General features: G+C 29.2%; 9 protein-coding genes. 3 read left to right on the top strand and 6 right to left on the bottom strand.

Annotated features, from left to right (window positions below; genetic code table 11):
* The 4 genes from ACH2BC_RS12940 to ACH2BC_RS12925 form a co-directional block, all read right to left on the bottom strand.
* Positions 1 to 4597, bottom strand: a 4597-nt coding sequence (locus ACH2BC_RS12940; protein WP_395054423.1) for a DUF11 domain-containing protein, incomplete at its 3' end; no start/stop codon positions are given.
* Positions 4598 to 4696: 99 nt separating this feature from the next.
* A complete protein-coding gene (locus ACH2BC_RS12935; protein WP_395054422.1) occupies positions 4697 to 5329 on the bottom strand; it encodes a response regulator in 633 nt (210 codons plus the stop codon).
* Between the two features lie 119 nt (positions 5330 to 5448).
* A complete protein-coding gene (locus tag ACH2BC_RS12930) occupies positions 5449 to 6303 on the bottom strand; it encodes a Two component regulator three Y domain protein (protein ID WP_395054421.1) in 855 nt (284 codons plus the stop codon).
* A gap of 118 nt (positions 6304 to 6421) precedes the next feature.
* Positions 6422 to 7621, bottom strand: coding sequence for an ATP-binding protein (locus ACH2BC_RS12925; protein ID WP_395054420.1), 1200 nt, complete (start codon positions 7619 to 7621; stop codon positions 6422 to 6424).
* A gap of 114 nt (positions 7622 to 7735) precedes the next feature.
* Here ACH2BC_RS12925 and ACH2BC_RS12920 point away from each other — a divergent pair, with 114 nt between their 5' ends.
* Positions 7736 to 8218 carry a DUF1761 domain-containing protein gene (locus ACH2BC_RS12920; protein WP_395054419.1) on the top strand — a complete coding sequence of 161 codons (483 nt, stop codon included), beginning with the start codon at positions 7736 to 7738 and terminating at the stop codon, positions 8216 to 8218.
* Positions 8219 to 8266: 48 nt separating this feature from the next.
* Here the strand turns inward: ACH2BC_RS12920 and ACH2BC_RS12915 are convergent, their stop codons facing one another.
* Positions 8267 to 8542 (bottom strand): 4a-hydroxytetrahydrobiopterin dehydratase, encoded by a 276-nt coding sequence (locus ACH2BC_RS12915; RefSeq protein ID WP_395054418.1) that lies wholly within the window; start codon positions 8540 to 8542, stop codon positions 8267 to 8269.
* Between the two features lie 95 nt (positions 8543 to 8637).
* Here ACH2BC_RS12915 and ACH2BC_RS12910 point away from each other — a divergent pair, with 95 nt between their 5' ends.
* Both ACH2BC_RS12910 and ACH2BC_RS12905 read left to right on the top strand, forming a co-directional pair.
* Positions 8638 to 9786 carry an 8-amino-7-oxononanoate synthase gene (locus ACH2BC_RS12910; protein ID WP_395054417.1) on the top strand — a complete coding sequence of 383 codons (1149 nt, stop codon included), beginning with the start codon at positions 8638 to 8640 and terminating at the stop codon, positions 9784 to 9786.
* Positions 9787 to 9865: 79 nt separating this feature from the next.
* Entirely contained in the window at positions 9866 to 11173 is a 1308-nt protein-coding gene (locus ACH2BC_RS12905) for a hypothetical protein (RefSeq protein WP_395054416.1), read from the top strand.
* Positions 11174 to 11209: 36 nt separating this feature from the next.
* Here ACH2BC_RS12905 and ACH2BC_RS12900 read toward each other — a convergent pair.
* Positions 11210 to 13093 (bottom strand): Ig-like domain-containing protein (locus tag ACH2BC_RS12900; RefSeq protein ID WP_395054415.1); only part of this gene is annotated, 1884 nt, incomplete at its 5' end.

Here is a 13093-nt window from a genome sequence, read left to right as displayed (position 1 = left end):
TTAATACACCTTCTGAATCTATACTTAATGGTCCTGTTGTAATTGGTGTGACATCGGTATTCGCTGCTGTTACTACAACGCCATTTAATGTATCATTTGCAGTTACATTCTGAACTACTGTTGGTGTAGTGGCTGTTGGTAACGTGGTTGGTCCATCGTTGATGGCATCTATTGGATTGGCAACTATTACTGTTGCTACTGCTGTATCACAATTCGCTGGATTCGATCCTACTTCACATAATTGGTACGTTATTGCATATGTTCCTGATGGTGTATTTGGTGCTAATGTTAAAACTCCATTTGTATCTATACTTAATGGTCCTGTTGTTACAGATGTTACATCGGTGTTTGCTGCTGTTACAGCAACTCCATTTAATAAATCATTTGCAGTTACATTCTGAACTATTGTTGGTGTAGTAGCTGTTGGTAACGTGGTTGGTCCATCGTTGATGGCATCTATTGGATTGGCAACTATTACTGTTGCTACTGCTGTATCACAATTCGCTGGTGTTACATTTAATCCTGTTGTTGGATTAGCTTCACATAATTGGTAAGTAATAGTGTATGTTCCACTTGGTGTGTTCGCTGCAACAGTTACTATTCCATCTGCATCAATGCTTAATGGTCCAGTTGTTAATACTGTAACATTAGTATTGGTTGTTGTGGCTGCTATTCCACTTAATGTGTCATTGGTTAAAGCATTTAATGCGATTACTATTGCATTTGTTGATGCAACTGTTACTGTTGAATCGTTTACCGCATCTATTGGATTAGCAACTACTACTGTAGCTGTTGCTGTGTCGCAGTCTAATCCATTCGGTGCAACTTCACATATTTGATAAGTAATTGTATATGTTCCTGTAGGTGTATTAGCTGCTAGAAATAAAATACCTTCTGAATCAATTGATAATGGTCCTGTTGTGATTGGCGTTACATCAGTATTGGTAGCCGTAACAAATGCTCCATTTAAAGTATCATTTAAAGTTACATTACCAACGGTTGTGATAACATTTGATGATGAAAGAGTGACTGATGAATCATCAACAGCATCAATACCAGGTGTGATACATAAATATGTGTCGTCTATATGTCCATAATTACCAACAAATCCTCTAAATTTATAAGTTCCTGCAGGTAAAAAATTTGAATTTCCACTTACATAATACCAAGTATCTTTTGGTGTAGAAGAGACGAAATTTTGAGTAGATGAAGATGCAACAATGTTGTTTGAAGAATCTAGAATATCTATTCTTCCTGTCCAATTTTCGTAACCTGCAACATTAAATCCATCTCTACTACTAAACCAACCAGAAAAAGAAAATTTAGATGCAGAAGTTAAAACAAAAGTTTGAATTGGAAAATCAGTTGCACTAGCAATATCTAAATATTGAGTTCCAGTTCCATGTGGTAAAATTGGTCCAGATGAATATGGAGAACCATCGACTTTTACAACATTTAATTGTGCACCATTTAATGTTGACCAACCAGAATAAGGTGATGGATAAATATGATTACCCAAACCAACCTCAACTGGAATTTCAAAACTTGGATTAACTAAAATATTAGTTGAACAAGTTGCAGAAACAATAGGACTTGTAGAAATTGTTGAATTATTATTTGTTAAAACTGGATCTGTTTCGTTAGCCGAAATTGATGCTGAATTATTAAAATCTCCTGAACTATTAATTGTAGCAGTTATAGTTAATGTTTGTGAAGAACCATTCGCAATACTTCCAACTGACCAAATACCAGTTACATTATTATACGTCCCAGAAGTTACAGTTGAACTTACAAAGGTGTATCCTGTTGATAATAAATCTGTAACATTTACTCCTGTTGCTGCACTTGGTCCTGCATTATTGGCTACAATTGTAAAGACTACATTGCTTCCAACGCTTGGATTAGACGAATTTACTGTTTTTAAAACTCCAACATTAGATTGTGGTACAGGTATTGGTGTTACATCGCTAACATTATCTCCCAATAATGGATCATTTTCTGTACCAGTAATTGCAGCAGAATTAGTATAATTTCCTGTCGCATTAACTGTAGCCGTAATTGTTAAAGTCGCATTTGCTCCATTTAACAAACTACCAACTGCCCAAATTCCTGAAACATTATTATACGAACCAGATACTGTTGAAGAACTTACATAAGTATATCCGCTTGGTAATAAATCAGTAATATTAACATTAGTAGCATTACTTGGTCCTGCGTTATTTGCAGTTAATGTAAAAGTAATTGAACTTCCAATTAATGGAATGTTTGTACTTGCAGTTTTAACAATACCATAATTAGATGATGCAACTGGAGTTGTAGTTACATCACTTGAGTTGTTTGAAGTAATTGGATCAAATTCTGTTCCTAAAATTGTAGCAGAATTTGTGAAATTACCTGTTGGATTTACTGTTGCTGTAATTGTTAAAGTTTCGCTAACTCCATTTGCTAAATTACCTATTGACCATACTCCAGTACCTATTGTATAAGTTCCAATAGTTACTGTTGAACTTACATAAGTATACCCACTTGGCAACAAATCTGTAACATTAACTCCAGTGGCATTACTTAAACCAGAATTATTAGCAACTAATGTAAATACTACATTTGAACCTACAACTGGATTAGAATTATTTACTGTTTTTAATATACCTATATTTGCTGAAGGAACAGGAATTGGAGTAGCAGTACTTGTATTGTTAGGTAATGCCGAATCAACTTGATTTCCTGAAATTGAAGCTGTATTTGCATACGACCCAGAAGATTTAACAGTTGCAGTAATAGCTAAAGAAGCTGTTGCAGCATTTGCCAAAGTCCCAATATTCCAAACACCAGTTCCACTTGTATATGTTCCTGTTGCCGTTGTTGCACTAACAAAAGTATAACCTGAAGGCAATACATCATTAACAATTGTATTTGGACTTAATGAAGCTCCATTATTTTGAACGTTAATTGTAAATACAACATCGCTACCTATTGGAGGATTAGATAAATTTACTACTTTATTTATTGCTAAATCTGCACAACCAAATACTAAATTTAAAGTAGTTGCCGCAGATGTATAACCCCAACCCCAAGTGTTAATTATTCTAACATTACCATAATCGTTACATTGTAATGCATCAGTATCATTTGTTCCAACTGCCGGAGCTGGAATTGTATTAGCAGCATTACCATTTCCATTCCATGCATGAGAAGGAGAAAGTCTACCAGCAAGGGAATTATTTGTTCCTGTTCCTGTTAAATTATTTTGATTATCAGTTGCGGCGGCACAAGTGGTTCCTTGATTTACCAAAGCAGTATCATCCCAATACATTTGAGCATTAGCAATTGGTGTTGGTGCAACTATGGAAACTTTTAATCCATTTTTATTAACTTCGGCATCATATAATGGTAAATTAAATCTTCCTTTAGCAAATGTAATTGCTAAATTAAAACTTGAACCAGAAACAACGGTTGCTCCTAATCCATCTAAACCATTCCATACTAAAGAGTTATTTCCAGCTACTAAATCGAATGCTTCTAAAATTCTATCTGAACTTGCTGCTTGAAAACCCGCAGTTCCATTTAAATCTAATAACAATCTAACATCTCCAGCAACAGCATTATTAAAATTTACTGTATATGGACCGCAACCAGTTACTACTGGTGAAACAAAAATTGGATTAGCCGGAATTGCTCCTATTGGATAATTTACTACATCTGGAATATTTAAAAATACTCGATATCCGTTTGCAAGTGTTGGTGCTGTTGCACTATTTATTGATCTTCTAGTTGTTGTAAATGCTCCAGTAGATGTAACTCCATAACTATTTACAGCAACATTAAAAGCAATTGGTTGAAAACCTGCTTCAAAATCTATTTTTACTAGTGTTTGATCTGTTGTATATGCATACAATATAGGTTCTGCAGATGCTGTAGTTATAATACCAAATGGTGTAGTTGCACTTGGATCAACTGCTACAAAACTCCATTTATCACATCTTACTCTACCGTTTCTTTTTGTAAATGCTCCAGAATTGTCAGCAACTGTTAAATCAAAATATGGCGCAACTGCTCTACCAGTTCCTCCAGTTAAATCTTGTGTTGCTCCAGCATCATTACTTCTATAAAATTCTATCCAATATGCACCATTTCCGTTTGCAGGTAAAGGATCAAAAGTTAAAGGTGAATAACCTGTTGTTACACCACCAATATTTGGACCAACAATTGCTGCAGCATATGTATTTATACTTCCTGCAGAAGTGGTTACAATGCTCCATTGTGCAGTAACTAATACTACACCTGCTGGACTGTAAATTTTATACCATAAATTATTTGCTCTAGCTGGCGAACCTGCATTGTAAGTTCTCCAGTCAAATCCAAAATAAAGATTTTCTGTTGCATTATTATTTATTTCAAAATAAATTCTATTATCATCTGCCGATCCTAAATTAGAACCAGCACCAATATCTGGCACACAACCTACTGCCGTAATTGCCGTAGAATTGGGAGACAATGTTGGTGTACCTTCTGCAAAAGAAGTTAATGAAAATAATGCAATAATAAAACTAAGGATTAAAGTTTTAATCCTTAAAAGCGAGTAAGTAGAGTTATGCATAAACCGTAATGTTAGGTTAATTTATTATAGTAAGTAATAATGTACAAAGGTACATATAATTTGTAATAAAAAAAATGTAGAATTAATACTACTTTGGTGTTAATTCTCTTCTTTAAGAATTTCTGAAAGGGCAACTATATTATTTATGTTTAATTTTTCAAAAACTCTATTTTTGTATGTGCTTACTGTTGACATTTGAATATTTAATAAATTGGCTATTTCAAGATTTCCATATCCATTAACTAAAAGTTTAGATATTTCATATTCTCTATTAGATAAACTATCAATTGTGTAAATTAAATTTTTTTTATTAACTTTTTGATTTAATTTTTCTTGCAACTCTCTACTATAATAATATCCTTTTTCAAGTATAGATTTTATAGCGTTAATTAAAACTTCTTCTGAACAAAACTTATTTAAGAAACCATTAGCACCTTGTTGAATATATCTAACACCATACTGGTTTTCTTGATACGACGTAAATACAAGAATTTTAATATTTGGCTGAATTTCTTTTATTGCTTTTACAATTTTTATATCTTCAAAGCCATTAATATTTATGTCTAAAATTATTAAATCTATAGTTACTGTTTGCAGTATTTTTAATGCATCGTTATAATCTTCAGAATTAAACACTGTGCAATTTTTAAAATTATCATTTAAAATAATTTCGATACCTTTTCTAACCACCAAATGGTCGTCTACCAAAAGTATATTTGATTGAGTTATCATATTTAAAAAAAATTAGTAGGTTTTATTGTAAATTAAAAACCTCCAAATATAAAGCATTTTTTTTAACATCAAAAAAAACCTTATAAATTATAAGGTTTCTTTTACTAAATAAATTTTTTCTAATCTTCTGATGCTAATGCCGAATTTTTATCAAGTTCTACTTTTAATGTTGTTGCTACACCAAATTCGTTTATCATGGTCATGTTTAAAACATCTTTTTTGGCTAATTTTTTAGAAACTAATCCGTCAAATTTATTGTACGAAATATTCATTTCTTTTAAATTATTGAGTTTTTCTAAATCAAAAGGTACTTGACCTTTAAAATTATTATCAAATAAACTTAAACTTTCTAAAGATGATAAGTTAGCAATTGAAGGATTTAATTTTCCCGAAAGTTTGTTACTGTTTAATTGTAAAACTTGAAGTGAATTTAAAGTATATAATGAATAAGGAATTTCTCCAGAAATTAAATTGTTATATAATGATAAGATTTTTAAACTTGAAAGATTTCCAATTGAATTTGGCAATTCTCCAGTTAGCATATTCATATAAAGTTCGATTGTATTTAAAGAAGTTGCATTAGAAATTTCTGATGGAATGTTTCCAGATAATTTATTGAAAGATATATTTAAAACTTCAAGAGATTTTAAATTACCTATAGATGCCGGAATTGATCCTGAAATATTATTTTTAAATAAATTTAATGTTTTTAGAAATTCAAGATTTGAAATTTCACTTGGTATTGTTCCAGAAAGATTATTGTCTAGTAAAGTAATAGCAACTACTTTTTCATTTAATAAAGTTACACCTTTCCAAGTAGCAACTGGTTGAGTTAAATTCCATTTAGTAGTCCAATTTTCTCCATTGGTAGATTTATAAAATTGTATCAATGCATTTTTTTCTAAAACAGAAACTTCTGCAAAACTAAATATCGAAAATAAAGTTACAAGTAATAAAGTAAAAATTGATTTCATAATATTTCTATTTGTTGGAGTAAAAATACAAGCAACGTAAGTTTAAACGCAAATAAAATCGATTAACTACATATATTTTAATTTAATTAACTTATTTTATATTTAAATTCTTACTTATTTATTTTGATATTGAAAACATAAACTCTGATCCTATATTAATCTCAGAATTTAATTCTATTGTTCCACCAAGATTTTCTACCACTTTTTTTACAGTTGCCAATCCTATTCCGCTACCTTTTTCACCACTATAATCTTCTAATTCTAAAACTTGAAATAGCTCGAAAATTTTAGCATAATTTTCTTGAGTAATTCCGTTACCATTATCTTTAACTTTAAAAAATAAAAACTTTTCATCTTGATGAAATGAAATATCTATTACACAATTTTCTTTACTATTATATCTAATAGCATTAGAAACTAAGTTTAATATAATTTGTTGTAACGCTGCTTTATCAGTAGTTGCAAATGGTGTTTCAAAATTTGTTTTTATTGAAATTTTATCATTTAGCAGAAGCATTTTTTTTACTTCTTCAATTAAAACATTTAAATCTACAACCTCATTATTTTTTGTCATAAATGAATCACTTTTATAAAAACTTAAAAGTCCATCAATGTAATTTCTTAAAGAAAATGAAGATGATTTTAAATATTTTAAATACAATTGCGAATCTTCACTTAACAGGTTTTTATTTTCTTCTTCTAGTAACTGAGTTAAAGAAATAATATTTGCCAATGGTGATTTTAAATCGTGAGAAATTATGCCTGCAAATTTTTCAAGTTCGTCATTTCTATTTTTTAAACTTTCTTTTAAATTATTTAAATAGGTATTTTGATATTCTTTTTCAAACAATATAATTACTTGTTTAGCAAGAATTTTAAGTGCCGTTTTTTGATTATTGTTCAATATTCTAGGTTTACAATCATAAACGCAAAGTGTTCCAAGCTTATAACCATCTGATGTAATAAGTGGAACTCCTGCATAAAAAATTGCCATACCGTTTAAAACAAATGGATTATTGCAAAATCGATTGTCAAGTCTACTATCTTCTACAATAAAAATATCTAAATCAGAATGTATAGAATGTCCACAAAAAGACATTGTTCTAGTATTTTCTTTTATATCTAAACCATAAGTAGATTTAAAAAAATTAGTATCATTATCAATTATAGATATTAAAGCAATTGGAGCATCACAAATTGTGGCAATTAAACTTGTTATATTGTCATAACTTTCTGATGATAATTCTTTTAAATTTTTATATTTATTTACTGCATCTTGTCGTTCTTTCTCATTGTTGGGCACTTGTGGATAAATCATATTAAAGTTTAGTTTTGTTAAAGTTATTTATATACGAAGTTAAATTATTGATGGATTTATTTAGCATTTTTAAAAATAATGTACATTTGATATACTAACCAATAAAACAATAATATGGACTTCAATTTTTTAGCGCTTTTATTAGCTGCATTTTCTACTCTTATAGTAGGATTTATTTGGTACAATCCTAAAGTATTTGGAACTATTTGGATGCGTGAATCTGGCGTTACAAATGAAACAATGAAAGGAAATAATATGATAGCAATTTTCGCAATGTCATTACTTTATGCATTCTTTATTGCATTCACATTGCAATTTTTAGTTATTCATCAATTTAGTGCTTATTCAGCAACTGTTGATGTAAAAAACGTTGATCCGTCAATATTAAAAAATTATATGGATGTTTACGGCAACACATTTAAAACTTTTAAACACGGTGCATTTCACGGTATTTTTACTGGATTATTTTTAGCTTTACCCATAATTGGAGTTGGCGCATTATATGAAAGAAGAAGTTGGAAATATGTATTAATTGCTGGCGGATATTGGATTGTTACGTGTACAATTATGGGAGCAATTATATGTGGAATGAAATAATAAACAAAATATTAAATCCGATTTTAAATTTTTAAAATCGGATTATTTTTACAATAAATCTATGGCTTTCGCCAAATTAAAATCTTTATTGGTAACGCCATTATAATCGTGAGTTGATAATCTAATGTTTACTTTATTGTACACATTAAACAATTCTGGATGATGATTATGCTCTTCTGCCAAAGCACCAACTTTATTTATAAATACTAACGATTCTTTAAAATCGTTAAACACAAATTTTTTTTCAATTCCGCTGTTTTCAAATTTCCAACCGCTTAGTTTTTCTAACTCGGGTTTTGCTTCAATTTTTGTATATACTTTCATAACTACAGTAGGTTTTTTATAAAAATACTAATTATAAAATACATCCCAACAACTTTAACTTTTTTGATTAAATTTGACAAAATTATTGCGCCCAATTGACATCTATATATTCTTATAAAATTTACAACTCTACAGCTTTACTTCCTTTAAATTGGAATGATTTGGCTAAAGAAAATATTTTTTTAACTACAGATTATCTCATCGTTTTAGAGAAATCTTCGCCTGCAAACATGACTTGTAATTTTATAGGAATTTTTAATCAACAAAAACTTATTGGTATTGCGGTTTCTCAATTTATAGATTTAAATCAACTACAATCGTTTGGCGAAAGAGATAAATGCTTAAAAAAGTACTTAAGAAATTTTATTTTTAAAACATTTTCATCACACGTTTTAGTAATAGGAAATAATATGTTAACTGGTCAAAATGCGTTTTGTATTATAGAAAATTGCAATAAAATTGAAGTTATAAAATCTTTAAAATTGGCTTCAATTGAACTTGAAAATCATTTTAAAAAACTAAATAAAAAAGTTCATATTACACTTTTTAAAGACTTTGAAGAAGACGAAATTCAACATTTTGAGAAAGCAAATTTCGAAGATTTTTTTCAGTTTTCTACACAACCCAATATGGTTTTTAAGCTAAATGAAAATTGGAAAACACAGCAAGATTATATTGATTCTTTATCTAAAAAATATCGCGATCAATATAAACGTTCTCATAAAAAACTGGATGGAATTGTTAAGCGAAAAATACCTTTTGAGGAAATAAAAAAGTATGAAAAACAGCTTTATAATTTATATTTTTATGTAGCAAAAAATGCACCATTCAACACGTTCTTTTTAACAGAAAATCATATTGAAATTTTTAAAAAAAACTTACAAGATAAATTTTTAATTTATGGTTATTTTCTTGATGAAAAACTCATTGGTTTTAACACAATTATAAAAAACGGAAATGCTTTAGATACTTATTTTCTTGGTTATGATGAAAAAATTCAAAAAGAAAAAATGTTGTATTTAAATATGCTTTACGACATGATTGGTTATGCTATAAAAAAACAATTTACATCAATTATTTTTGCTAGAACTGCGTTAGAAATTAAAAGTTCTGTAGGTGCAAAACCGATAAAAATGTTTGGATATATTAAGCATTCTAATAAGGTTTTAAACAACTATATGTTTAAAATTTTTCCTTATTTAGAACCAGAAACTATTTGGCAAGAACGAAATCCGTTCAAGTAAATAAAGGTATTCCATTTTTACAATTTTTATAGTTTTTTTAGATTTATTTTTAACAAAATTATTTAAAAGTAATTAAATTATGAAAAATAAAATCTTTATACTTTTCTTATTCTTCTTGTTTCCTATAATTGTAAAAAGTCAAACTGAAAACAATGCAATCATTACAACAGATATTGATAATTTTTGGAATGCTTTTGACAAAATTACTACAACAAAAGACACTGTTTTACAAAATGAATATATCACAAAATTATATATTAAAAAAGGAACTATTGGATTAAAAAACATAATGATAGCAAGGCGATATAATGCAAAATCTTATGTTGATGCTATAAATAATTATCCATTATTTTGGAATTCTATTAGACAAAATACCCTTAAATCAAAAACAATTTCTAGTGAACTTGAACTCGGAATAAATAAGTTAAAGGTAATTTATCCAACACTTAAACCTGCAAGTATTTATTTTACAATTGGAGCATTTAAAACACCAGGAACTATAATGGATGGTTCAGTATTAATTGGCAGTGAAATGGCTCTTGGAGATGAAAACACTATTTCAAAAGAGTTTCCAAAAGAGCTTGATTATTTCTCAAATTATTTAAAACAAAATCCTAATAAAGAAATTGTTTTTTTAAATATTCATGAGTACGTTCACACACAACAAAAAACTGAAGGCGGTTATGACCTGTTATCGCAGAGTTTATATGAAGGAATTGCAGAATTTATTCCTGTTGTTGCTCTGTCATTAAAATCTCCAACACCAGCAATTGAATATGGGAAATTAAATAATAAAAAAATTAAAAATGTTTTTGAGAAAGAAATGTTTTCTTATTGGTATTATAATTGGATTTATAACGATTTAAAAAAACAATTTAAAACAAGAGATTTAGGATATTATGTTGGTTATGCAATTGCCGAAAAATATTATAATCAATCGAGTGATAAAAAGCAAGCCATAAAAAAATTAATTGAATTAGATTATAATAATCAAGTTGAAATTGAAAAATTTATTGATGAAACTAACTATTTTTCAAGATCAATAAAAAAACTAAAAAATAACTTCGAAAAATCAAGACCTTATATCACAAATATTAAAGAATTTAAAAATGGTCAACAAACTGTAAACCCTAACACAACAGAGATTACATTTGAATTCTCAATAAAAATGGATGTTAGATTTAGAAGTATGGATTTTGGAAAATTAGGTAAAGATTATTATCCAAAAATAATAGCAGCTAAATTTTCAGAAGATGAAAAATCAGTAACGTATACTGTAAAATTAGAACCAAATAAACAATATCAAATGATAGTAACTGATAATTATAGAAATGAAAATGCAATTCAACTAATTCCTCTAGAAATTAATTTTAAAACATCTAATTAAAAATTATTTGGCAAGAACGAAATTTGTTTAAGGAATTTATGGAATTACAATTACAGTAATAGTAAGTGTTTGTGAAACACCATTATTTAAATTTCCTATTGTCCATATTCCTGTTAAACTATCATAAGTTCCTAAAGTTGCTGAACTACTAACAAAAGTGTAATGATCACTCAAAACATCAGATACATTTACTCCAGTTGCATTACTAGGACCAAAATTAGATGCTACAATCGTAAAAGTAATGGTATCACCAATATAAGGAGTTAAGTTACTGGCAGTTTTAACCACTCTTAAATCGGTCACATCAATTGGTATTGGCGTGTTTGTTGAAGTATTGTTTCCTAAAGTACTATCTGTTTCAGTTGCAGTTATTGTTGCTGTATTAGCATAATTACCAGATGCATTTACTGTTGCTGAAACAGTTAAAGTTTGACTTATTCCATTTGCTAAACTTCCTATTGACCATATTCCTGTTCCGCTAACATAACTTCCTGTAGTTGTTGTAGAACTTACATAAGTATATCCACTAGGTAACAAATCTGTTACTGTTACATTAGTTGCTGTGTCTGGTCCCAAATTGTTTGCAACAATTGTAAAAGTTACTGTACTTCCAACATTTGGTGTGTCATTATTTGATGTTTTAATAACGCCAACATTAGCTTGCGCGACTGGAATTGGTGTGCTTGTACTTGTGTTATTTCCAAGTGTTGGATCATTTTGATTAGAAGAAATTGATGCTGAATTAGAGTAGTTACCTGTTGAATTAACTGTAGCAACAATAGAAATAGTTGCAGAACCACCATTTAATAAACTACCAACGTTCCATAAACCAGTTACAGAATTATATGTTCCAACAGATGGAGTTGCACTAGTAAAAGTATATCCTGATGGTAAAAGATCTGTAACATTAACATTGGTTGCTGTATCTGGTCCAAGATTACTTGCTACAAGTGTAAAAGTTATTGAAGAACCAAAATTTGGAGATAATGTACTTGCCGATTTTACTATTCTAACATCGGCATTAGAATTTACGCAAACTAATTTATTGTAAGTTATAGATTCTAAACCAAATCTATTTATTCCAGTTATTCTAACATATCTTGTATTGGCTTGTGATACATTAAATACAACAATACTTGGATTTGCCAATGGTGCAATTGTTGAAACTGCAACTGGTGCTTGAGGAAAAGTTGTAGTTGTAGATGCATCTATCGTTCCTGTAACATTACTGGCGTTTGTACTATAAATTCTAAATTGAATTTGACTTCCAATTAAAGGACTATTTCCTGCGCCTAAATCAATTACAATTGAACCAGTTGCAGCAGTAGAATTAGAACCTGTAGCATTTGGAACACCAAGAGCATTTAATGGAGTATTCCAAGTTACAGATGATGTTACAGCCAATCCATAATCTACAACAGATGAAACCGTTTGATTAGAAGCACATGGACTTGAAGCAACATTTACAGTTATTACTGCAGTACTACAAAAAGGACCATTATATTGACTTCCTGATGGAGTAAAATCGCAAATTTGATAAGTTAATGTAGCTGTTCCAACAAAACCAATAGTAGGAATAAAAGAATATGTACCGTTATTATTAGATACAAAAGTACCACCAGCAACTGTTAATGGCGAAGTATTTATTAGTGAAGCTGGATTAATATCATTATCTAAATCAGTATCATTTAATAATGGTGTAATTAAAATTGTGTTAGAATTATAAGTTCCATAAACATCATTATTAGCAATTGGTGGTGCTGGTGGAGCAATTATTGTTATTGGATAGGATTTAAATGATTTTCTATTACAAGCATCAGTAACTAAAAGTGTAACTAAACAATTTACATCTGCACCACCAGCAGCTAATGTTGGAGCAGTAAATATTGGGCTTGCAATTGAAGTACTTGAAAAGGAACC

The sequence above is a fragment of the Flavobacterium sp. genome (assembly GCF_043760115.1).
GTDB lineage: Bacteria > Bacteroidota > Bacteroidia > Flavobacteriales > Flavobacteriaceae > Flavobacterium.
The sequence above is the reverse complement of the archived record's forward strand: the minus strand, read 5'-3'. Positions and strand labels throughout refer to the sequence as shown.